The following is a 21,069-nucleotide window of genomic DNA, read 5'->3' as shown; positions in this document are numbered from 1 at the left end:
GCAGAGACTCGATCTAGAGCTGATAGCAGGCCAAAAACATGTCTATCGCCGACTCGACGACCGTGCTTTGTACATCCGGTGAAAGACCGGTCTGGCCCATGGAAATCTGTGGCCAGAATGCGAAGGACTTGAGCAGCCCCTGGACTTGCTGCGCGGCAAAGTCCGGGGCGACCGGTTTCAGCCGGCCATCGGCCTGGGCTGCGCGGATCCACAGGGTCAGGCCTTCTTCACGTTCACCCATGCGGGTAATCATGTTCTGTGCGCGTTCGGGGGAATGGATGGTGGCGGCAATCGCCACTCGCGCCAGGTCGAGAAAGTTGTTGTCGCCCATCATCTGCACTTTCGCGAGCAGGATCTGACGCAGCTGATCGCGCAGGGGCAGGTCAGGGCGGTAGGACGTTTCCTGTTCGCCTGTAACCCGCGCCCACAATTGATTAAGGATTTCAGCGAACAACTCTTCCTTGCTCGGAAAGTGGTTGTACACCGTGCGCTTCGACACCTCGGCAGTGGCGGCGATCTTGTCCATGCTGGTGATCTCGAAACCGTTGGCACGGAATTCGGTAATCGCCGCCTGGATGATGGCTTCGCGTTTTCGGTCGGTGAGGCGCTGTGGAGCTGTCATAAGTACGCTTCGGCAGGAAAAAGTGGAGAGTTACACTCGGCAGTTTACTTGTGATCGAGTTTGATGCAACCTAGAAACTACACTGTGCAGTGTAATGTTCCGTTAATCCTGCCCAGTGAAGAATAGAATTTCCGGCTGATGCGTGCGTGCCTTGGCCATTTATCGTCCCACCGTAGAAAACTGCGAATTGCGCGGTTTTTCTGGAGTCATTCCTTCATGGCCAATTCAAATTCTTCAGTGGAAATCGCCATTCGACCTGAAGCTTCCCGTCAGGTAGAAGGGCATTTCCGAAACCACCAGCCGGTCCAGCGCGAAGGCTTTCGCAAAATGCTGCGCATCATGTGGAACATGATCTTCCACAAACCGCGCAGCACTCGGCCGAGCGCTGCGATCCCGGTACAAACCCTGACCCAGGCTGCGCTGATCGCCGCACCCAACCACAGCGTCTACCGCCTCGGTCATTCCACCGTCCTGCTCAAACTGCGGGACAAGTTCTGGATCACCGACCCGGTCTTCGCCGAGCGCGCCTCGCCCGTGCAATGGGCCGGCCCCAAGCGTTTTCACCAGCCGCCGATCAGCCTGGAAGAATTGCCGCCGATTGAAGCGGTGATCCTGTCCCACGATCACTACGACCACCTCGATCATCAGGCCGTGCTCAAACTGGCGGACAAGACCAAATACTTCCTCACCCCGTTGGGCGTCGGCGACACCCTGATCAAGTGGGGCATCGATGCCAACAAAGTCCGTCAACTGGACTGGTGGCAGGGCACAGAAGTCGATGGCATCCAATTCATCGCCACACCGTCGCAGCATTTTTCCGGCCGCGGCCTGTTCGATAGCAACAGCACGCTGTGGGCTTCGTGGGTGATGATCGAGGGCAACACCCGCATCTTCTTCAGCGGCGATACCGGCTACTTCGACGGCTTCAAACGCATCGGCGAACAGTACGGCCCGTTCGACCTGACCCTGATGGAAACCGGCGCCTACAACGTCGAATGGCCACACGTGCACATGCAACCCGAACAAACCCTGCAAGCCCACATCGACCTCAAGGGCCGCTGGCTGCTACCGATCCACAACGGCACCTTCGACCTGTCCATGCACGCCTGGTACGAACCCTTCGACCGAATCCTGGCCTTGGCCTGGGAGCGGAATGTCTCGATCAGTACGCCGCAAATGGGTGAGGCGTTCAACGTGATGTATCCGCAGCGTGGGAGTGCGTGGTGGTTGGGGGTGGAGAATGTGGGGGATCAGGTGACGGCGTAGGTCGTGATGACGGGCCGCTTGCCATGAAAGCGGCCTTGTTTGCATCACTGGACTAACTGCTTTCATCCTTTAAGCGGTTTAGGTATTCCGAGATATTCGCCACGGTTAGATTGCGAAATTTCCCGCGGAGCATTTCATTCAGTTCCTCCTGAGAAAGTCCGAGCTTTTGCGCAACCTCGTCCTGACTCAGACGACCTGTTTCGAGGAGCATGCCTATTTTCATGACGTATTCAGCTTTAGCGCGCATCTCGCCAGCATCAGGATCGCCTAAAGCTTCATAAATGCAGCGGTCGCTTCCTTCGATCTCATTCATCTGTGTCCACCTCACTCAACCATCGCATAATCCGCCCGCGCCACCGGGTTCGGCGTCGACCCTTTCACATTCATCCCTCGTCCCGGTGCAAACCCGGGGAAGAACACCAGCCCCTCCGATTCAAACCGATACGCCAGCGCCAGCCGCGTGACGTCCAGCACATCACGCTCGGCCTCGAAACGCTCGATGGCGTCCACCGAAACCCCGGATTCCCGAGACAACTCTTCCACACTCCAACCCAGCATCGCTCGGGCCTGGGCGCTGTGGGCCGGGGTGAATTGGAAGAGGGCGATACGTTCCAGGGTGATTTTCATCGCAAGAGAGGCCATGGTGTTCTCCGGGCTCGAGAGTGCTGATTTAAAATGTACTGTGTTTTTGTACAGTTGTTTTGATCCCGGATCAAACGCATTTTTTGATTTCTGCTATTTCGCCGCAGTCATCCAGACGGACGGTGCCTGCCCCAGCACCCGGCGAAACATCGTCGAGAACGCCGCTGGGCTGTCATAACCGAAATCCAGGGCAATCCGCGTCACGGGCGTACCCACCGCCAGCCGCGCAAGGGCCAACACCACGCAAGCTTGTTGCCGCCATTGGCTGAAACTCAAGCCGGTCTGTTGGCGGAACAGGCGATTAAAGGTGCGCAGGCTAATGTGCAACTGATCGGCCCAGTGCTGCGGCGCCTGATGGATATTGGGTTGCTGCAGAAACATCTGACACAACCCGAGCATTCGTCCTTCGACCGGCAGCGGAATGTGCAACGGCAGATGAGCACTGCGGGCCAATTCGTGCAGCAACAAACTGATCAACGCACCGTCGCGCCCGGCCTCGTCGTAGGTAAGCGGAGTCTCCACTGCCTCCATCAGCAAATGCCGCATCAACGGCGAGACATTGATCACTTGGCAGCGACTCCCCAAATCCACTGCCGTCGGCTCGATGTACAAACTCCGTGTACTCACCCCGAGCATCAACACCTCATGGGCCACCCCCGCCGGAATCCACACTGCCCGCTGCGGCGGCACCACCCAATTGCCGTCGTGGGTGCTGACCTGCATCACCCCCGTTGCGCCGTATAGGAGTTGTGCCCGTCGATGTGTATGACGGGGCAACACATGGCCGTGGGAATAATCCGTACCGATAGCGACCACCGGGCGTGGCGTGTCGTCCAGCAAATTGATCGAAACATTGCGCATCGAGCAGTACTCGTGATTGGCGTAAGCGCGAACATTATTGGCTGACTTGCTGAAGCAGGCCAAGCCGCATCGCCCTATCGTCGACAACTCCTCAACGACGGACGATGCGCGATGTTCTATCTCTTACTGACACTCTTCGGCTGCATGACTGGCGTCACCGCCGTGCTGTTCGGTTTCGGCGGCGGCTTCGTCGTGGTGCCGTTGCTCTATCGAATGCTCATGGTCAGCCACGGCGGCGATGACCCCATTGGCCAATCGGCGATGCACATTGCCGTGGCGACTTCGACCTGCGTGATGATCGTCAACGCCGTGATCGCCACCCGAAAACATCACCGCGCGGGTAATCTCATTCGCCATTACCTCTGGCCGTTAGGTGGGTTCATCGGCGTGGGGGCGATCATCGGCGCCGTCGCCGCGACGTGTGCCAATGGTGAGGTGATTCGGTATGCGTTTATCGCCTACCTGGGCATTACGATTCTGGACTGCTTGTTCAGACGCGGTTTTCTCACACAACCTGATAACCAAATCCCACGGCGGTTGGGGAGGGCGGACGTCTTTGGTGTAGGAATCGGCGCTATCGCAACGTTTCTCGGTGTCGGTGGCAGCGTCATGACCGTGCCGTTGCTCAGACGATGTGGCTTGAGCATGTCGCAAGCGACATCCATGGCCAATCCGTTGAGCTTGCCCGTGGCCCTGGCCGGAACGCTGACTTACATGGCGATGGCCGGGTTCACCGAGTTTGATTTGGGGGCTTGGTTTATTGGGTATGTGGATGTGTTGGCATTCGTTCTACTAACGGCCGGATCGATCATCGGGATTCGGTTGGCGACGCCGTGGATCGGGCGGATACCGGATCGTATTCATGCGCGGGTTTATATCGGCTTGCTGGTGTTAGTGATGCTGAGTATGTGGGTCAAGTAAGGTTGGCGTGATCTGACATTGCGGCATCGATTGTTCGACAGCTATTCGCCATAATCCGCGTCCACTACTAGCGAGCACACGCTCGCCTCGTTCAAGGATGATTTGATGTTCAAAGGATTGTGTCGTCTGACTGGCGTTGTCGTACTCCTGTGCTCTACGTTTTCGTCCTCACTGTGGGCTCAAAACAGCGCTCAGGTATTCACCGGGACCTTGGGCAAAACGCCGATTGTGCTGGAGATGTACCCCGACACGGGAACCGGTCGTTACTTCTACCAGAAGTACCGCAAGGATTTGGTGCTTAACGGTAAAAAGGAAGGCGCAGCCCTTGTTCTTAATGAGGGTGAACAGCCTGACGGTGATGACCAGCCGCACCCGACAATTCGCTTGCAGCCCACGCCTGCTGGCTGGGCCGGTGAATGGATCAGCCCTGAAGGGAAAGTGCTGAAGATCGAGTTGGCGCCAGCCAAACTCCCACCGCTACCCGCCAATACTTTGCCCTATCTAGTGCGGCTCCATGATCAGGAACCTTATGAATATCTGCGTCTACAAGGTCTGAAGCTCAAACAAGGCAAGACAGAGACCTTTAGTGGCTACTCGTTGCAATGGTGGAGTGAGCCGCAAACAAAGTTGGCAATATTTGAAGTCGTTTCCGGCTACACCCCTGAAGCGCGCGATCGCATTAATCAGCGGTTGATGGAACGTTTGTGGCGGGAAGTGGTGGGGTACTACGGGTGTCTCGCTGGCGGTAGCGATACGTCCCTTATTCAAGCAGTCAAACCGCTGATGATCACCCCATCGGTCATCAGTGTGAACGTCGAAACCGAGGGTCGCTGTGGCGGCCAGCACCCGGATTACAGCGAGTCTCCCATCAACCTGGATGCCAAAACCGGTAAACCCCTTACATTGGAAGACGTACTCTGGGTCGGGCAGGGCAAACCACTGCATTACGAAGAGCGGAATGACGACGAGACCCAGGAGGCACACGCAGCCTATTCCGAGTACCGCACCAATGAACTTGGCCCTTGGCTAGTTGAGCAGTTGCATAAGCTTCATCCCGATCAGATACCTGGCAGCGATGAGAACTGTGCTTACGGCGAAGTCATCCGGTGGCAGCTTCCTACTTGGTATTTCACGGAAAAGGGAATCAGGTTAGAGCCTTACTTCTCTCATGCGGAAGCGCCGTGTGGGCATGTGGAGTGGAGTGTTTTGCCTTATAGCCTCGTTAAGCAACACCCTGGTGGTGTAGTGCTGCAATTGCCTTAAAACGGTGTACGGTCTTTGACCCAAGGAAGATTTGATGTTGAAGGGATTGTGTCGTTTTACCGGAGTTGTGGTGCTCGTGTGCTCAACGTTTTCGTCTGCGCTACGGGCTGACAGCAGCACACAGGTCTACACCGGGACCTTGGGCAAAACGCCGATTGTGCTAGAGGTGAATCCCGACACTGGCGACGGACGTTACTTCTACCAAAAGTACCGCAAGGACTTGGTTCTCAGCGGTACGAAAGAAGGGGAAGTGCTCGTACTGGAAGAGGGTGACGAGACTCAGCCTCACCCGAGCATGCGCCTGCAACCCACGCCGGATGGCTGGTCTGGCGAGTGGACCAGTGCCAAGGGCAAAGTGCTGAAAGTGGAGTTGCAGCAAGCCAAACTTGCGCCAGTCCCCGCCGATACCTTGCCCTATCTCGTCCAGCTTCATGACAAGTGGCCCTACGAATATCTGCGCTTGCTAGGCCTGAAACTGAAGCAAGGCCAGACTGAAAACTTCATGGGCTACACGCTGCAATGGTGGAGCGAGCCGCAATCAAAAATACAGCTGTTTGAAGTGGTTTCGGGTTATTCCGGGCAAGCGCGTGAGCGTATTAATCAGCAATTGATGGCGCGTTTGTGGCGAGGCGTCGCAGGGTATTTCGAATGCGCCAACGACAATGCAGCGACCAATTACGATCAACTGAGCCAGCCTATGTGGATGACGGCCTCTGTGATGAGCACCGTTATCTCAACCGACTCCTACTGCGGCGGTTCTTTATCTGACCAAGATAATGAGGCGCTCAATTTCGACGCAAAAACGGGCAACGCTCTGACGCTTGAGGATGTGCTGTGGGTAGGGCAGGGCAAGCCACTGCATTTCGAGCGCAACTATTATCAGGATGATTCCTCCCAAGCGTGGTCCGACTATCGCACTGAAGAATGGACGCCTTGGCTCTTAGCGCAGTTGCTCAGGCTCTATCCCAATGAAATGACGGCAAAGCCAGAAACAGAAGACAACGATTGCCGCTACAACAGTGAGGACCCGTGGAGTTATCCGGGTTGGTACTTCACTGAAAAAGGCATCAAGTTAGCGCCGTCCTATATGCACTCGGCCGCGGCATGCCGAAATACTGGCTGGAGCGTTCTGCCGTACAACCTGATCAAACAAAACCCTGGCGGCGTAACACTGCAATTACCTTGAACTGCACACCGCCATTTCCCGCTCTCTTATCCAAGGAAGATTTGATGTTTAAAGATCTGTCGCGGCTCGTATCCTGCGCCGCTTTGTTACTTACGCTGGTCTCAACCGCTCATGCCGAATTCGGCGGGCAGGTGTTCACCGGCACCCTAGGCAAGATGCCGATTGTCGTGGAACTGAATACCCGCGACGCGAGCGAAGTGACCGGTCGCTACTTCTACGAAAAATTCCATCGGGATCTGGAGCTGGGCGGCACGCTGGTGGGCCAGACCCTGACGCTCAGCGAGGGCAACAACCGCTACGGTGATGACAAGCCACTGCCAACCCTGAAGTTGAAACAAACCGCCAGCGGCTGGCAGGGTGAATGGACAAGCCCCAAGGGCAAAACCCTGCCGGTGAAATTGACTGAGGCTGAACCCAAAACGCCAGCGGCGGATGCCTTGCCCTTCATCGCCGCGTTGCCGAAAAGCGATCCATACGAATATTTGCGCCTGCAAGGGCTGAAGCTCAAGCCGGGCAAGAAAGAATCACTGATGGGCTACAACCTGCAATGGTGGACTGAGCCGGAGTCGAAGATTTCGATGTTCAGCGTCGAGTCCGGTTACCCGAAGGCTGATCAGGATCGAGTCAATCAGCAGTTGTTAGGACGCCTGTGGAGCGAGGTCATCAGCTATCACGGCTGCCAGTTGCAGGGCGGCGAGAACGTCGAGTTTAACCAGCATGTCGAACCGGCGTTGCTGTCACCGGACGTGGTCAGCCTGAACGTCTCCACCAGCTATTACTGTGGCGGCGCCCATCCGGACTTCGGAGACTCACCGATCAACCTAGACGTACACACCGGCCATACCTTGTCCCTGGAAGATGTGCTGTGGGTGGGCGAGGATAAACCGCTGCTGCATGCCGACCGCGACAATGCTGGCGATACACCCCTGACGAAGGAAGAGGACGAAACGCGCTCGCGCTACCAACGCGAAGTGTTCGTGCCGTGGCTGATCAAACAACTTACTGCGCTATACCCAGACGAAATGAAAAAACCGGCTGAAGGCGACGAAGACGGCTGCGACTTTACCGACGAAAGTGTCTGGGGTTACTCGTCCTGGCGCTTCACCCCGAAAGGCCTGTACCTCGGCGCCTACTTCGCCCGAGTGCAGCGTTCGTGCGATGCACCAGACTGGCCAGTGCTGCCGTACTCTTTAATCAAACAGCACCCCGGCGCAGTCAAACTGGAACTGCCCAAGGATTAACCGCTACTCCAACCCCGGTGCTTCCCGAACAATAAAGTGATCCAGGTTCTCAATATTCGCACTGAACACCCCGAACGTTTGTTCGGGGTTTTTCTTGCTTGGCACCTGCTTCAACTCCGGCGTCACGCCATAGAAGAAACAAAACAACTCCTTCCCGCTCTCGATAGCGTGCTTGATCTCTTCCAGGAACGCCTTGCGCTTGCGGTAGTTGTCGATCAGCTTCTTGCTCAAGTAAACATTCACCGAGTACGGCTTCTTCTTCGCCTCGTCCGCTTGCTTGAACCAGACCTTCTGTTCGAAATCGATGCGAAAGCTCTGCGTGTAATCCTTGATCTCCTTGATCTTGCCCCAGTAAATCAGCCCCTTGTTGTCCAGCAGATATTCAATCTTCTTGAAGAACGACCCATAAGGCGCGGTGTGCTCGCCAATCTTCAGCGGCATGCGCTTGAGCAACTCCTTGTCCTCGAAGTTCGACACAAAACACTCCACCGGGTGGGCGAAGACACTGGTCTTGTCCGGCGCTGTTTCACGGCTCGGGTGTTCTGTGTTGCTAGCCGCAGTGGTTGGCTTCGGATCGTCCCGCAGCACATCCGCCGCCACCGCCGGGCTCGACGGCTTGCGCACATACTCACGCCGAGTCAGTAACAATTCCGACGGAAAATGCTCTTCGCGACTGTCATCCGTTTCCGCCCCGTCAGCCTCAAGCCCCGACGCCGGCGTCTTCAAACTGACATAAGGACAATCCGCCACATGCCGCGTGCTGGGCGTGTTCTTGAAGTGCGGGGTGCGCACGTAATTCACATTCTTGGCGTTGAACGTCGTCAACACATTCGCCGCATCGAACGCCGCCCTGCAGGCGTCATTGGGACACTGGAAGTGTTCCTTGGCGGAATCGAACTCCATCGTCTCGTCAAAATTCAAATCCCGCACGTCATAGATCGACAGCTTGTCGTCGAGGCTGAGGCAGTAGGCGAGGTCGAATTTCATGGTGGGCTCGGGTCCTTGAGTGGGGAGTGGTATTAATAGCGGGAGGTGGAGTGGGTTACCAGTAATGTATCTCTCCACCCAACATCAAGAGCACTGCCATGATTCCGAGGCTTCCAAAACAAAACGGCAGAATGGTAAGCACCAACTGAATAACGATCGCAATTTTAAAACCGCCGGACACGCCATAACGCTTCCAATATAGGGCGTGTAGCACCATCGTTAGTGCGTTCGCCACCCAAACCGCGCCAATCGCCATGATTTCGTTTTTTTGAGCAATACGCAGGGCCATAAGGAGCAGGCCAAAAAAGACGATAAGACAAGAGGAGATCAGGAGTCGGGATGGCCCGGGATTGGTTGAGTCAGCCGTTGGTCGTTGCATGCGGTGTTCGTCCATGAGTGTGTTCGAGAGCTATCGAGCCACAGTAAATATTGTCCATAAAATTTCTGGATGATGAGAAACCAGTGAAGTACTGCTGGAGCGGTTCGCGATTACTCACGCTCCAGCCGCTTCACCCTCGTATAAAGCTCCAAGGTAAAGGCTTCCCTGTCGTTCGAATGATGACAACGTCGATGGCAATTCGGGCAAAGTGCGACGGCATTGCTCGTCCGATCCGAACCTTTCTGCGCCAAATGTTTAACGTGATGGACTTCAAGAAACGGCGACCCGTCTTTCTCAAACGGTGCAGGCTGACCGCAGCCCTCACAGATACCTTTAGCTTCCTGCCGAACCCAAGCCCTGACTTCAGGATCGCGAATGTAAGCAACTCTGCTGGAAACAGCTTGCTTGGGTTTCAAGATCCCTTTTGGTGTGTTCTCAAACGGCTTCTGCTCAAGAGCAATCGCACGACGCTCAAGAGTGTCTTCGTCGGCAGACGGTTCAAAGTCGTCAGAGGCAAGTGCTTCACGAATGCCCCGTTCGACATTGGCGCCTACATTCGTCGCAGGTTTGTATCCCTCAATCCAACTACGCCCCATCCGTTGCAAGACGGTGGATATGTTGCGCATCCGGAACTCAACAGAACCTTCGGTGCGATCAGCCAATGCGCCCTGACGAAGCAAGCGATTCTCTAGCGCCTTATTGAATTTTTGCCCTTTCTGCTCAAGAGCGAGCATCGTCAGATAGGCACCGACTGACGCCTTTATCTCCGCCTCGCTCCAATCTTCGTTCTTCTTTCCAATGTCCATACAATCGCCGAGGGTTGAAAACCCTCGGACGATACTGATTGGCCATTACGACTGTCTACGAAAATTCCTACAGAAAAGACCGACGCTTCGCTCAATCGGTCCTACAAAGACGCCACCGCACTAACCTACAGATTGCTTCGAAGACTGAAACACCTCCACAACCCTCCGCCACCAAGGCTTAACCACCGGCACCCGCCGCCGCGTTCGATTGAGCAGCAGATAAGGCATGTCTCGCAGTCGAATCCAACCTTCGTCCTGCCAATGCAACAGACTCAACGACATCTCCGGCCAATCCAACAAACTCAGCATCGGTCGATCAGAATTCTTCGACTGCCCCGCATCACGCAAGGCTGGCACCACTTGATGCGTCAGCCATTCACGCAACAACCGATTCCCGGGCGCGTAGTGATAGACCAGCAATGCATACACGCCAGACTCGCTGAGCATCAACCGCTTCTCTGGTTGGCCGTGGTAGTCGATAAGCAATGTATGCCGCTGATCCTCGTCCAGTTTGCTGACGACACGATCATTCAGATGAAATCCCATTAAGCGTCCCAGATCGCGGGCACAGAACCATGGCTGATTTTCTAGAAGGAGGGCGTGAAGATTAAGGTTTTGGCGGATGAAGACTGTGGGGATGAACGGATCAAGCATGACCGATCTCCGAAAATGCAGGAGAGCGGAATGGTTTTTGAGTGGGCATATCCTTACCTCTACGAATGAAATTGGGCAGAGCCAAAACCCGACGTAGAGGACGTAAGAAATCCCAACAGCAAACTCATTCACACAAGGTCGCGCATTTGTCTCTGAGACAACGCGTGGGTCTGTGTAAGTAAGTCAGCTTCTACGTTGGGCGTTTCTTAGGCACCTGGATTGAGCTTAGAGGTGCATTGACTTGGCATCAATCGGGAAAAGGCTGGAAGTGCTGTAGGAGTTGTAGCGAAGTGATGTAGGGACGACAAAGGGGTTCTTCTAGGCAATAAAAAGCCCCGATTAGCTCGGGGCTTTCAGGTTTTCGATTAGCCTTAGGAGTTAATCCCAGCTAAGCGCACCACCTGTTTGGTACTCAATAACCCGCGTCTCAAAGAAATTCTTCTCTTTCTTCAAGTCCATAATCTCGCTCATCCAAGGGAACGGGTTAGTCGTCCCTGGATACTCTTCCTTCAACCCAATCTGCGACAAACGACGGTTAGCGATGAACTTCAGGTAGTCCTCCATCATCGCCGCATTCATCCCCAACACCCCACGAGGCATGGTATCGCGAGCGTATTCAATCTCCAGCTGAGTCCCCTGCAGAATCATCTGCGAAGCCTCTTCCTTCATCTCAGCATCCCACAAGTGCGGGTTTTCGATTTTGATCTGGTTGATCACGTCGATGCCGAAGTTCAGGTGCATGGATTCGTCGCGCAGGATGTATTGGAACTGCTCGGCGACGCCGGTCATTTTGTTGCGACGGCCCATGGAGAGGATTTGGGTGAAGCCGCAGTAGAAGAAGATGCCTTCCAGAACGCAGTAGTAGGCGATCAGGTTGCGCAGCAGTTCTTTGTCGGTTTCGACGGTGCCGGTTTCGAACTTCGGATCGGAGATCGAACGGGTGTACTTCAGGCCCCAGGTGGCTTTTTTCGCGACCGATGGGATCTCGTGGTACATGTTGAAGATTTCGCCTTCATCCATGGCCAACGATTCGATGCAGTACTGGTAGGCGTGGGTGTGGATCGCTTCTTCGAAAGCCTGGCGCAGGATGTACTGGCGGCATTCCGGGTTGGTGATCAGGCGGTACACGGCCAGGACGAGGTTGTTGGCAACCAGGGAGTCGGCGGTGGAGAAGAAGCCGAGGTTGCGCATGACGATGCGGCGCTCGTCGTCGGTCAGGCCTTCCGGGTCTTTCCAGAGGGCGATGTCGGCGGTCATGTTGACTTCTTGCGGCATCCAGTGGTTTGCGCAACCGTCCAGGTACTTCTGCCAGGCCCAGTCGTACTTGAAAGGTACGAGTTGGTTGAGGTCGGCGCGGCAGTTGATCATGCGCTTTTCATCGACAGCGACACGGGCGGAGGCGCCTTCGAGTTCGGCCAGGCCTTCGGCAACGTCGAGGTTGTCCAAGGCAGCCTTGGCACGAGCGATCGCAGCGGAGTCAGTGGCGGTCACGGCACGCGCTTCTTGGGCGGCAACACCGCCGGCGGTGTCGAGGCGGTCCATGTTGGCTTCAGTCGCGTGGCCGGCGTTTGCGCCTTTTACTGCCACTTCGCCCGTGTCTTCTTTGTCGAATTCGTCCCAGCTCAGCATGACGTGTCGTCTCCTGCGTGAGGGCCAGATTGCCCATGTGATGGTTTGTCACACGGTCGTACTGGCCGCGTTGGATCTAAGGAAAATGTAATTGCAGCTACCGCAGGCAAAAACAGAAATTTTTTACGGAGCCGAGCCGCCGATGGGCGCAGAGAAAGTGAATCGCTTCTGCGTGGGGCTTCGGACTGGCTGCTTACCCCTGTAAGGGAATATTGCAGGCCCGTTTAAGGCCGCATTATAGGGAAAAAAACAGGGCTGTGGTGCGACGAAATGGCACTGAGAACGGACGGCGGGGGCGGTTTTTTGATCGGAGCGAGGGTTTACAGGGCTTTGGCTGGGTATCGCAGTCGCAGATTTTTTTTCATAATTTTTGGTGGCCTGGATTTTTGTTCAAAAAATAGCCAGAAAAACGGGTTTTTCACTATATGTAGTGTTTCAAGAGGCTTTTCGATGGCCCCAGACACAACTAAGCCCGACCGGAGTCGGGCCCTAATGTCGCGTTCAGCGATCAGCTGAGGCGAGCAGCCCCGACGTGATCGGCGCCATCGGCAGCGACCTTGGCGGCGCCAACGTGATCAGCACCGTCAGAAGCGACAGGCGCACCGCTGGTAAAAGCCGCCGAGCCGGTGCGGTCGTAGCCATCAGCAGCGAAAGCGCTACCGGCCAGTACGGAAAGGGTCAGGGCGATGATCAGTTTGGTTTTCATATGAATGACTCCAGGTGCGTAGAGGATTAACCGTTAGTGCAGCCATTACCCATGACGCTATAACGCAGGATGTGGCGTTGACCTTTGGAGTCGTCGTATTCCATTTTCATCGGAACCACTTCGCACACATTCGGGACTTCGCTCATGGACACGATGTTGGCGATGTCCAGATGGGTGGAGTACGTGTATTCCTCTACTGCGGGTTGCTGCTGCGCGACATCAGTCGGAACCTCGTCGGCCATGGCGGTTGCGCACAGACTGCTGAGGGCCAGAACTAATAAAGCTTTCATTTCAAATTTACCTTTCTAAAGTCGTGAGGGATCACGCAATCCTTTTGAGATTGCGTGTGGAACTTCAGTACTTGGTTGTTTGATTAACTGCCTTCGTGGGGGCTGCAACTTGGTTAATCAGGTTTGCCTTGTTGGCGAGGCTGATTTTAGGCGTGGGGGTTACATTCATATACCCATGGTTTTGATAAACACCTTTCGCGGATTTGGTAACAATCCTTGGGGAGATCAAAAGATCGCAGGCTTCGCCAGCTCCTACGGGGGGCGGCGAGCCACGGAATATGGGGCTTGGAGCGGTTTAACGGGATATTCACAGCATTTTGTAGGGGCTTGTTACTACCATCGTCGAATGGTTCTATAGGCCCGGCCCGGCTACAACAGGGTCATACAAAAACAACTATTCCACCGAGGTAAGAAAGATGAGTGCGGCTTCTCTGTATCCCGTTCGTCCCGAGGTAGCAGCCAATACGCTGACTGACGAGGCCACCTATAAGGCCATGTACCAGCAGTCGGTCGTCAACCCGGATGGCTTCTGGCGCGAACAAGCCAAGCGCCTCGACTGGATCAAGCCTTTCACCACGGTGAAACAGACGTCCTTCGACGATCACCATGTCGACATCAAGTGGTTCGCCGACGGCACGCTGAACGTTTCCTACAACTGCCTCGACCGTCATCTGGCCGAGCGCGGCGATCAAATCGCGATTATCTGGGAAGGGGATGACCCTGCCGAGAGCCGCAACATCACCTACCGCGAGCTGCACGAACAAGTCTGCAAGTTCGCCAACGCCTTGCGCGGCCAGGATGTGCACCGCGGCGACGTGGTGACTATCTATATGCCGATGATCCCCGAAGCCGTGGTCGCCATGTTGGCTTGCACCCGGATCGGCGCGATTCACTCGGTAGTGTTCGGCGGTTTCTCGCCGGAAGCCCTGGCTGGTCGCATCATCGACTGCCGTTCCAAGGTGGTGATCACTGCTGACGAAGGCATTCGTGCCGGCAAGAAGATCCCGCTCAAGTCCAACGTCGACGACGCGCTGACCAACCCGGAAACCAGCAGCATCCAGAAAGTCATCGTGTGCAAGCGCACCGGTGGCGACATCAAGTGGAACCAGCATCGCGACATCTGGTACGAAGACCTGATGAAAGTGGCGGGCAGTGTGTGCGCGCCGAAAGAGATGGGCGCCGAAGAAGCACTGTTCATCCTTTATACCTCCGGCTCGACGGGCAAGCCGAAGGGCGTGCAGCACACCACCGCCGGCTACCTGTTGTACGCGGCGATGACTCACGAGCGCGTGTTCGATTACCGTCCGGGCGAAGTCTATTGGTGCACCGCCGACGTCGGTTGGGTCACCGGCCACAGTTACATCGTCTACGGCCCGCTGGCCAATGGCGCGACCACGCTGCTGTTCGAAGGTGTGCCGAACTACCCGGACATCACCCGGGTGGCGAAAATCGTCGACAAGCATAAGGTCAACATCCTCTACACCGCACCAACGGCGATCCGCGCGATGATGGCGTCGGGCAAGGCCGCCGTTGAAGGCGCTGATGGCAGCAGCCTGCGCCTGCTCGGTTCGGTGGGTGAGCCGATCAATCCGGAAGCGTGGGATTGGTACTACAAGAACGTCGGCCAGTCCCGTTGCCCGATCGTCGATACCTGGTGGCAGACCGAAACGGGCGGCAACATGATGAGCCCGCTACCGGGTGCGCACGCGCTCAAGCCGGGTTCTGCTGCACGTCCGTTCTTCGGCGTGGTGCCAGCGTTGGTGGATAACCTGGGTAACATCATTGAAGGCGTTGCCGAGGGCAACCTGGTGATTCTCGATTCGTGGCCAGGCCAGGCGCGCACGCTGTATGGCGACCATGACCGCTTCGTCGATACCTACTTCAAGACGTTCCGTGGCATGTACTTCACCGGTGACGGTGCGCGTCGTGACGAAGACGGTTACTACTGGATTACCGGTCGCGTGGATGACGTGCTCAACGTGTCCGGTCACCGCATGGGTACCGCCGAGATTGAAAGCGCGATGGTTGCCCACCCGAAAGTCGCGGAAGCGGCGGTGGTCGGTGTGCCGCACGACATCAAGGGGCAGGGCATTTATGTCTACGTCACCCTGATCGGTGGTGAAGAGCCGAGCGAGCAATTGCGCCTGGAGCTGAAAAACTGGGTGCGTAAAGAGATCGGCCCGATTGCTTCGCCGGATGTCATCCAGTGGGCGCCGGGGCTGCCGAAAACCCGTTCGGGCAAGATCATGCGCCGGATTCTGCGCAAGATTGCTACCGCCGAATACGATGGGTTGGGGGATATCTCCACCTTGGCGGATCCGGGTGTGGTGCAGCATTTGATTGATACGCATAAGACGATGAACGTCGCGTAAATCGCGTTCGGTGTCATTGAAACCCCGCCAGGTGTTGCGCCTGGTGGGGTTTTTTATTGGCTGATGGTTTGTGTTGGTTGTGCGGGGCTCTTCGCGGGCAAGCCTCGCTCCTACAGGATTTGAGTCGTACACAAATGCAACGATCAACCCAAACCCTGTAGGAGCGAGGCTTGCCCGCGAAGGCGATCTGCCAGGCACCACATGGCGGATCCGGGTGTGGTGCAGCATTTGATTGATACGCACAAGACGATGAACGTCGCGTAAGTCGCGTTCGGTGTCATTGAAACCCTGCCAGGTGTGCGCCTGGTGGGGTTTTTTATTGGCTGATGGTTTGTGTTGGTTGTGCGGGGCTCTTCGCGGGCAAGCCTCGCTCCTACAGGATTTGTGTCGTACACAAATGCAACGATCAACCCAAACCCTGTAGGAGCGAGGCTTGCCCGCGAAGGCGATCTGTCAGACGCCACATAAACAACGGCCAATAATTATCGGCATCACCCGCAGGCGATTTCCCACTGTTACCCGACTTCGCGAAAGTAACTGAATGTGTAACCTCGCGCCCAACGACGGGGCATTGGGAAACGCAAAGCCCCGTTTCAGGGCCTCTCAACCACCCATGAAAAATAAGACACAACGCTACGCTTGCCGGATTAGAAGGGTTTGCCAATAATAGGCCCGCAATTTGCAGCATAGATCGGTTCACAATCTTTTGCTCTTGCATGAAATTGCAAGGCTGTCAACGTGCCCAAGCGGCTTTCTCAGTGCATCTGTAATTTGTTGTCGCATTGAAGAAATATCGGCTTCGGGCCTGTCGTTAGAATGCCGATCACTCGCTCGTCGTTGCTCGCGTTGAAAATAACGCGGGTTTCCCAGGACGCAGCATCGCTTTGCGGTTTAACCCATTCGCATATTGGGCTTGTGCTCACTCTGCCGTTTTCGCCCTTTACCGATGGAGTCCCAAGATGAAGAAACTTGTGCTGCTTGGCGCCCTGGCACTGTCCGTGCTGTCCCTGCCGACTTTCGCTGATGAAAAGCCTCTTAAGATCGGTATCGAAGCGGCCTACCCTCCGTTTGCCTCCAAGGCACCGGACGGCAGCATCGTTGGTTTCGACTACGACATCGGCAACGCTCTGTGCGAGCAGATGCAGGTCAAGTGCGTCTGGGTCGAGCAAGAGTTCGACGGTCTGATCCCTGCACTCAAAGTGCGCAAGATCGACGCGATCCTGTCGTCCATGTCGATCACTGAAGATCGCAAGAAGTCCGTGGACTTCACCAACAAGTACTACAACACCCCGGCTCGCCTGGTCATGAAGGCCGGCACTCAGGTCAGCGAAGGTTTGACCGAGCTCAAGGGCAAGAACATCGGCGTGCAACGTGGTTCGATCCACGAGCGTTTCGCCCGCGAAGTCCTGGCCCCGCTGGGTGCCGAGATCAAGCCTTACGGTTCGCAGAACGAAATCTACCTCGACGTGGCCGCTGGCCGCCTCGACGGCACCGTGGCAGACGCTACGCTGCTGGATGACGGTTTCCTGAAAACCGACGCTGGCAAAGGTTTCGCCTTCGTTGGCCCGGCCTTCACCGACGTTAAATACTTCGGCGACGGCGTAGGTATCGCGGTTCGTAAAGGCGATGCACTGAAAGACAAGATCAACAGTGCGATCACCGCCATTCGCGAGAACGGCAAATACAAGCAAATCCAGGACAAGTACTTCGCCTTCGATATCTACGGCAAGTAACACGTTCCAGCGACAAGTCCGAAATGGCGCAAGCAACAGGATCTCTGAGGTTTGCGCCATTTTTTCATCCCAACTTTCGAGGACCTGAATCATGTTGAAAGGCTACGGGGCTGTCATCCTCGATGGCGCATGGCTGACGCTTCAGCTCGCCTTGTCGTCCATGGTCTTGGCCATCGTTCTGGGTCTGATCGGCGTTTCGCTGCGTCTGTCCCCGATCCGCTGGCTGGCCTGGCTGGGCGACCTGTATTCCACGGTGATCCGCGGCATTCCCGACCTGGTACTGATCCTGCTGATTTTCTACGGTGGTCAGGACCTGCTCAACCGCGTTGCACCGATGCTCGGCTTTAACGACTACATCGACCTGAACCCGTTGGCCGCCGGTATCGGCACCCTCGGTTTCATCTTCGGTGCGTACCTGTCGGAAACCTTCCGTGGCGCCTTCATGGCAATCCCGAAAGGTCAGGCAGAAGCCGGCATGGCCTACGGCATGAGCAGTTTTCAGGTGTTCTTCCGGGTGTTGGTGCCGCAGATGATTCGTCTGGCGATTCCGGGTTTCACCAACAACTGGCTGGTGTTGACCAAGGCTACCGCGCTGATTTCCGTGGTCGGTCTGCAAGACATGATGTACAAGGCCAAGCAGGCGGCAGATGACACCCGCGAGCCTGTCACCTTCTTCCTCTCAGTGGCGGCGATGTACCTCGTGATCACCAGTGTCTCGTTGCTGGCACTGCGTCACCTTGAGAAGCGCTACTCGGTAGGCGTAAGGGCGGCTGATCTATGATCTTCGACTACAACGTCATTTGGGAGTCCCTGCCGCTGTACTTCGGCGGCCTGGTGACCACCCTCAAATTGCTCGCGCTGTCGCTGTTTTTCGGTCTGCTGGCGGCCCTGCCGCTGGGGCTGATGCGCGTTTCCAAGAACGCTGTCGTCAACATGACGGCCTGGCTGTTCACCTACGTCATTCGCGGCACGCCGATGCTGGTGCAGCTGTTTTTGATCTACTACGGTTTGGCGCAATTCGAAGCGGTGCGTGAAAGCTTCCTGTGGCCATGGCTGTCCAGCGCGACGTTCTGTGCGTGCCTGGCCTTTGCGATCAACACCAGCGCCTACACCGCCGAAATCATCGCCGGTAGCCTGCGCGCTACGCCTAACGGCGAGATCGAAGCAGCCAAGGCCATGGGCATGTCGCGCTACAAGATGTACAAGCGCATCCTGTTGCCGTCGGCCCTGCGCCGGGCGCTGCCGCAGTACAGCAACGAAGTGATCATGATGCTGCAGACCACCAGTCTGGCGTCCATCGTGACCCTGATCGACATCACCGGTGCCGCGCGCACGGTCAACGCCCAGTTCTACCTGCCGTTCGAAGCCTACATCACCGCCGGTGTGTTCTACCTGTGCCTGACCTTCATCCTGGTGAAGCTGTTCAAACTGGCCGAGCGCCGCTGGCTGGGCTACATGGCCCCGCGGAAGCATTGATATGGAACGCATCGATCACGTATTGCCGTGGAGCCACCTGGGCAGCGAACGCCAGATTTCGGTGTTCCGTTTCGGGACCGGCGAGCGCAAGGCCTATATCCAGGCCAGCCTGCACGCCGATGAGCTGCCGGGGATGCGCACCGCCTGGGAGCTGAAAAAGCGTCTGACCGAGCTCGAAGCCCAAGGCTTGCTCAACGGTGTGATTGAACTGGTGCCGGTGGCCAACCCGCTGGGCCTCGGTCAACTACTGCAAGGCAATCATCAAGGGCGTTTCGAGGCGGGCAGCGGCAAGAACTTCAACCGTGATTTCGTCGAGCTCAGCGCGCCAGTGGCCGCCGAACTGGAAGGGCGTCTGGGGGATGATCCGCATGCCAATATCCGCTTGATCCGTCAGGCCATGGGCGATCATCTGGCGGCATTGCCAGCGGCGAGCAGCCAGTTGCAAGGCATGCAGCGCATCTTGCTCAGCCATGCCTGCACCGCCGACGTTGTACTGGATTTGCATTGCGATGCCGAAGCCGCGCTGCACATGTACGCCTTGCCGCAACACTGGCCGCAATGGCGTTCGCTGGCTGCGCACCTGGATGTGAAGGTGGGTTTGCTGGCGGAAGATTCCGGCGGCAGCTCCTTCGATGAAGCCTGTTCGCTGCCGTGGTTGCGTCTGTCGCGCCACTTCCCGGATGCGCAGATTCCATTTGCGTGCCTGGCGACCACCATTGAATTGGGTGGTCAGGCTGACACCGGTCGCCCGCAAGCTGAATTCCAGGCCGAAGGCATTCTGGCCTTCCTGGCCGAGCAAGGCCTGATCAGCGGCGAGTGGCCGAAACCGGCACACGAAGCCTGTGAAGGCATGCCGTTCGAAGGCACCGAATTGTTGTTCGCACCGCACCCCGGTGTGGTGAGTTTCCTGCGTAAACCCGGTGAGTGGATTGAAGCCGGCGATGAGATTTTCGAAGTGATCGATCCGTTGGCGGATCGGGTCAGCACGGTGTGTGCTGGTACGTCCGGGGTGCTGTTTGCCATTGAACGGCTACGTTATGCCCAACCCGGTTTCTGGCTGGCCAAGGTGGCGGGGCGCGAAGCGCTGCGTCACGGGCGCTTGCTCAACGACTGACTGACTGTTTTTGTGAGAACCGACCGCATGTACAAACTTGAAGTCCAAGACCTGCATAAACGCTATGGCAGTCACGAAGTGCTCAAGGGCGTGTCCCTGAAAGCGGCGGCTGGCGATGTGATCAGCATCATCGGCTCCAGTGGCTCCGGCAAAAGTACCTTCCTGCGCTGCATCAACCTGCTCGAGCAGCCGCACGCGGGCAAGATCCTGCTCAACAACGAAGAGCTGAAACTGGTTTCGAACAAGGACGGCGCGCTGAAGGCGGCTGACCCGAAACAGCTGCAGCGCATGCGTTCGCGCCTGTCGATGGTGTTCCAGCATTTCAACCTGTGGTCGCACATGACCGCGCTGGAAAACATCATGGAAGCGCCGGTCCACGTGCTCGGCATGTCCAAGGCCGAGGCTCGTGAAAAGGCTGAGCACTACCTGAACAAGGTTGGTGTGGCGCATCGTAAAGACGCTTACCCGGGCCACATGTCCGGCGGCGAACAACAGCGCGTGGCGATTGCCCGTGCGCTGGCGATGGAGCCTGAGGTGATGCTGTTCGACGAACCGACTTCGGCCCTCGACCCGGAACTGGTGGGCGACGTGCTGAAAGTCATGCAGGCCCTGGCGCTGGAAGGCCGGACCATGGTGGTGGTGACCCACGAAATGGGCTTCGCCCGTGAAGTGTCGAACCAACTGGTGTTCCTGCACAAAGGCATCGTTGAAGAAAGCGGCAACCCGCGTGAGGTGCTGGTCAATCCACAGTCCGAACGCCTGCAACAATTCCTCTCGGGCAGCCTGAAGTAAACCGAACTCCCGCTGCGCACCGGGATAGTGCATGCTTCGCAGCCTAAAGGCTGGCCCCGCCCCCCTGTAGGAGCGAGGCTTGCCCGCGAAGACGGTGGTTCAGACAGCAATGATGTTGGCTGATACACC

General features: G+C 56.6%; 21 protein-coding genes and 1 pseudogene. 11 read left to right on the top strand and 11 right to left on the bottom strand.

The window, feature by feature from the left end; translation table 11 throughout:
- Window positions 1–13 precede the first annotated feature (13 nt).
- A complete protein-coding gene (locus ACIOYV_RS21600) occupies window positions 14–622 on the bottom strand; it encodes a TetR/AcrR family transcriptional regulator (RefSeq protein WP_401326881.1) in 609 nt (202 codons plus the stop codon).
- 216 nt (window positions 623–838) lie between these two features.
- Between ACIOYV_RS21600 and ACIOYV_RS21595 the strand changes: the two genes are divergently transcribed.
- The gene (locus ACIOYV_RS21595; RefSeq protein ID WP_163912707.1) at window positions 839–1,888 is read left to right on the top strand and encodes an MBL fold metallo-hydrolase; all 1,050 of its coding nucleotides are present in this window, start codon (window positions 839–841) and stop codon (window positions 1,886–1,888) included.
- A gap of 52 nt (window positions 1,889–1,940) precedes the next feature.
- On the opposite strand, the gene ACIOYV_RS21590 is transcribed toward ACIOYV_RS21595, so the two are convergent.
- The 3 genes from ACIOYV_RS21590 to ACIOYV_RS21580 all read right to left on the bottom strand — a co-directional run bounded on the left by ACIOYV_RS21590 (window position 1,941) and on the right by ACIOYV_RS21580 (window position 3,391).
- Complete coding sequence (locus tag ACIOYV_RS21590) at window positions 1,941–2,201, bottom strand: XRE family transcriptional regulator (protein WP_401326879.1); 261 nt, start codon at window positions 2,199–2,201, stop codon at window positions 1,941–1,943.
- Window positions 2,202–2,212: 11 nt separating this feature from the next.
- Window positions 2,213–2,530 carry a helix-turn-helix transcriptional regulator gene (locus ACIOYV_RS21585; RefSeq protein ID WP_054613790.1) on the bottom strand — a complete coding sequence of 106 codons (318 nt, stop codon included), beginning with the start codon at window positions 2,528–2,530 and terminating at the stop codon, window positions 2,213–2,215.
- A 93-nt stretch (window positions 2,531–2,623) separates the two neighbouring features.
- Window positions 2,624–3,391 (bottom strand): AraC family transcriptional regulator, encoded by a 768-nt coding sequence (locus ACIOYV_RS21580; protein ID WP_401326875.1) that lies wholly within the window; start codon window positions 3,389–3,391, stop codon window positions 2,624–2,626.
- Window positions 3,392–3,502: 111 nt separating this feature from the next.
- On the opposite strand from ACIOYV_RS21580, the gene ACIOYV_RS21575 reads away from it, so the two are divergent.
- The 4 genes from ACIOYV_RS21575 to ACIOYV_RS21560 all read left to right on the top strand — a co-directional run bounded on the left by ACIOYV_RS21575 (window position 3,503) and on the right by ACIOYV_RS21560 (window position 8,002).
- Window positions 3,503–4,312 (top strand): sulfite exporter TauE/SafE family protein, encoded by an 810-nt coding sequence (locus ACIOYV_RS21575; protein WP_401326872.1) that lies wholly within the window; start codon window positions 3,503–3,505, stop codon window positions 4,310–4,312.
- Between the two features lie 105 nt (window positions 4,313–4,417).
- Window positions 4,418–5,575: a hypothetical protein gene (locus ACIOYV_RS21570; RefSeq protein ID WP_401326870.1), complete on the top strand. Its 1,158-nt coding sequence runs from the start codon at window positions 4,418–4,420 to the stop codon at window positions 5,573–5,575.
- A 34-nt stretch (window positions 5,576–5,609) separates the two neighbouring features.
- Complete coding sequence (locus ACIOYV_RS21565; protein ID WP_401326868.1) at window positions 5,610–6,761, top strand: hypothetical protein; 1,152 nt, start codon at window positions 5,610–5,612, stop codon at window positions 6,759–6,761.
- 44 nt (window positions 6,762–6,805) lie between these two features.
- The gene (locus tag ACIOYV_RS21560) at window positions 6,806–8,002 is read left to right on the top strand and encodes a hypothetical protein (RefSeq protein ID WP_401326866.1); all 1,197 of its coding nucleotides are present in this window, start codon (window positions 6,806–6,808) and stop codon (window positions 8,000–8,002) included.
- 3 nt (window positions 8,003–8,005) lie between these two features.
- Here ACIOYV_RS21560 and ACIOYV_RS21555 read toward each other — a convergent pair whose 3' ends face one another.
- The 7 genes and pseudogenes from ACIOYV_RS21555 to ACIOYV_RS21525 all read right to left on the bottom strand — a co-directional run bounded on the left by ACIOYV_RS21555 (window position 8,006) and on the right by ACIOYV_RS21525 (window position 13,453).
- On the bottom strand, window positions 8,006–8,989 hold the full coding sequence (locus ACIOYV_RS21555) for a hypothetical protein (protein ID WP_401326863.1): 984 nt from the start codon (window positions 8,987–8,989) through the stop codon (window positions 8,006–8,008).
- Between the two features lie 55 nt (window positions 8,990–9,044).
- Entirely contained in the window at window positions 9,045–9,383 is a 339-nt protein-coding gene (locus ACIOYV_RS21550) for a hypothetical protein (RefSeq protein ID WP_401326860.1), read from the bottom strand.
- A gap of 95 nt (window positions 9,384–9,478) precedes the next feature.
- Window positions 9,479–10,174 (bottom strand): HNH endonuclease, encoded by a 696-nt coding sequence (locus ACIOYV_RS21545; RefSeq protein ID WP_401326857.1) that lies wholly within the window; start codon window positions 10,172–10,174, stop codon window positions 9,479–9,481.
- A gap of 120 nt (window positions 10,175–10,294) precedes the next feature.
- Window positions 10,295–10,828, bottom strand: a complete 534-nt coding sequence (locus ACIOYV_RS21540) for a Bro-N domain-containing protein (protein ID WP_401326855.1) — start codon at window positions 10,826–10,828, stop codon at window positions 10,295–10,297.
- A 378-nt stretch (window positions 10,829–11,206) separates the two neighbouring features.
- Window positions 11,207–12,457 (bottom strand): ribonucleotide-diphosphate reductase subunit beta, encoded by a 1,251-nt coding sequence (locus ACIOYV_RS21535; RefSeq protein WP_054044782.1) that lies wholly within the window; start codon window positions 12,455–12,457, stop codon window positions 11,207–11,209.
- 511 nt (window positions 12,458–12,968) lie between these two features.
- Window positions 12,969–13,163 (bottom strand): annotated as a pseudogene (locus ACIOYV_RS21530) (hypothetical protein); the annotation flags it as partial.
- Window positions 13,164–13,189: 26 nt separating this feature from the next.
- Window positions 13,190–13,453: a DUF2790 domain-containing protein gene (locus ACIOYV_RS21525; RefSeq protein WP_163912730.1), complete on the bottom strand. Its 264-nt coding sequence runs from the start codon at window positions 13,451–13,453 to the stop codon at window positions 13,190–13,192.
- Window positions 13,454–13,869: 416 nt separating this feature from the next.
- Between ACIOYV_RS21525 and acs the strand changes: the two genes are divergently transcribed.
- The 6 genes from acs to ACIOYV_RS21495 all read left to right on the top strand — a co-directional run bounded on the left by acs (window position 13,870) and on the right by ACIOYV_RS21495 (window position 20,940).
- Entirely contained in the window at window positions 13,870–15,825 is a 1,956-nt protein-coding gene (gene acs / locus ACIOYV_RS21520; RefSeq protein ID WP_401326850.1) for an acetate--CoA ligase, read from the top strand.
- A 959-nt stretch (window positions 15,826–16,784) separates the two neighbouring features.
- Window positions 16,785–17,558, top strand: coding sequence for an ABC transporter substrate-binding protein (locus ACIOYV_RS21515; RefSeq protein WP_401326847.1), 774 nt, complete (start codon window positions 16,785–16,787; stop codon window positions 17,556–17,558).
- Between the two features lie 91 nt (window positions 17,559–17,649).
- Entirely contained in the window at window positions 17,650–18,339 is a 690-nt protein-coding gene (locus tag ACIOYV_RS21510; protein WP_401326844.1) for an ABC transporter permease, read from the top strand.
- Window positions 18,336–19,034, top strand: a complete 699-nt coding sequence (locus ACIOYV_RS21505; RefSeq protein ID WP_054044770.1) for an ABC transporter permease — start codon at window positions 18,336–18,338, stop codon at window positions 19,032–19,034. The genes ACIOYV_RS21510 and ACIOYV_RS21505 overlap by 4 nt, the downstream gene beginning before the upstream one ends.
- A 1-nt stretch (window position 19,035) precedes the next feature.
- Complete coding sequence (locus tag ACIOYV_RS21500; RefSeq protein ID WP_401326841.1) at window positions 19,036–20,148, top strand: M14 family metallopeptidase; 1,113 nt, start codon at window positions 19,036–19,038, stop codon at window positions 20,146–20,148.
- Between the two features lie 27 nt (window positions 20,149–20,175).
- Window positions 20,176–20,940, top strand: coding sequence for an ABC transporter ATP-binding protein (locus ACIOYV_RS21495; protein WP_054044765.1), 765 nt, complete (start codon window positions 20,176–20,178; stop codon window positions 20,938–20,940).
- Window positions 20,941–21,069: the final 129 nt, after the last annotated feature.

The organism is Pseudomonas sp. NPDC087342 (assembly GCF_044744265.1).
Lineage (GTDB): Bacteria > Pseudomonadota > Gammaproteobacteria > Pseudomonadales > Pseudomonadaceae > Aquipseudomonas > Aquipseudomonas nunensis.
Note: the sequence above shows the minus strand (reverse complement) of the source record. Positions and strands in the feature narration are given on the sequence as shown.

Coding starts and splice junctions, on each gene's coding strand:
- ACIOYV_RS21600 (WP_401326881.1), bottom strand. CDS start 622: ATGACAGCTCCACAGCGCCTCACCGACCGAAAACGCGAAGCCATCATC.
- ACIOYV_RS21595 (WP_163912707.1), top strand. CDS start 839: ATGGCCAATTCAAATTCTTCAGTGGAAATCGCCATTCGACCTGAAGCT.
- ACIOYV_RS21590 (WP_401326879.1), bottom strand. CDS start 2,201: ATGAATGAGATCGAAGGAAGCGACCGCTGCATTTATGAAGCTTTAGGC.
- ACIOYV_RS21585 (WP_054613790.1), bottom strand. CDS start 2,530: ATGGCCTCTCTTGCGATGAAAATCACCCTGGAACGTATCGCCCTCTTC.
- ACIOYV_RS21580 (WP_401326875.1), bottom strand. CDS start 3,391: ATGCGCAATGTTTCGATCAATTTGCTGGACGACACGCCACGCCCGGTG.
- ACIOYV_RS21575 (WP_401326872.1), top strand. CDS start 3,503: ATGTTCTATCTCTTACTGACACTCTTCGGCTGCATGACTGGCGTCACC.
- ACIOYV_RS21570 (WP_401326870.1), top strand. CDS start 4,418: ATGTTCAAAGGATTGTGTCGTCTGACTGGCGTTGTCGTACTCCTGTGC.
- ACIOYV_RS21565 (WP_401326868.1), top strand. CDS start 5,610: ATGTTGAAGGGATTGTGTCGTTTTACCGGAGTTGTGGTGCTCGTGTGC.
- ACIOYV_RS21560 (WP_401326866.1), top strand. CDS start 6,806: ATGTTTAAAGATCTGTCGCGGCTCGTATCCTGCGCCGCTTTGTTACTT.
- ACIOYV_RS21555 (WP_401326863.1), bottom strand. CDS start 8,989: ATGAAATTCGACCTCGCCTACTGCCTCAGCCTCGACGACAAGCTGTCG.
- ACIOYV_RS21550 (WP_401326860.1), bottom strand. CDS start 9,383: ATGGACGAACACCGCATGCAACGACCAACGGCTGACTCAACCAATCCC.
- ACIOYV_RS21545 (WP_401326857.1), bottom strand. CDS start 10,174: ATGGACATTGGAAAGAAGAACGAAGATTGGAGCGAGGCGGAGATAAAG.
- ACIOYV_RS21540 (WP_401326855.1), bottom strand. CDS start 10,828: ATGCTTGATCCGTTCATCCCCACAGTCTTCATCCGCCAAAACCTTAAT.
- ACIOYV_RS21535 (WP_054044782.1), bottom strand. CDS start 12,457: ATGCTGAGCTGGGACGAATTCGACAAAGAAGACACGGGCGAAGTGGCA.
- ACIOYV_RS21525 (WP_163912730.1), bottom strand. CDS start 13,453: ATGAAAGCTTTATTAGTTCTGGCCCTCAGCAGTCTGTGCGCAACCGCC.
- acs (WP_401326850.1), top strand. CDS start 13,870: ATGAGTGCGGCTTCTCTGTATCCCGTTCGTCCCGAGGTAGCAGCCAAT.
- ACIOYV_RS21515 (WP_401326847.1), top strand. CDS start 16,785: ATGAAGAAACTTGTGCTGCTTGGCGCCCTGGCACTGTCCGTGCTGTCC.
- ACIOYV_RS21510 (WP_401326844.1), top strand. CDS start 17,650: ATGTTGAAAGGCTACGGGGCTGTCATCCTCGATGGCGCATGGCTGACG.
- ACIOYV_RS21505 (WP_054044770.1), top strand. CDS start 18,336: ATGATCTTCGACTACAACGTCATTTGGGAGTCCCTGCCGCTGTACTTC.
- ACIOYV_RS21500 (WP_401326841.1), top strand. CDS start 19,036: ATGGAACGCATCGATCACGTATTGCCGTGGAGCCACCTGGGCAGCGAA.
- ACIOYV_RS21495 (WP_054044765.1), top strand. CDS start 20,176: ATGTACAAACTTGAAGTCCAAGACCTGCATAAACGCTATGGCAGTCAC.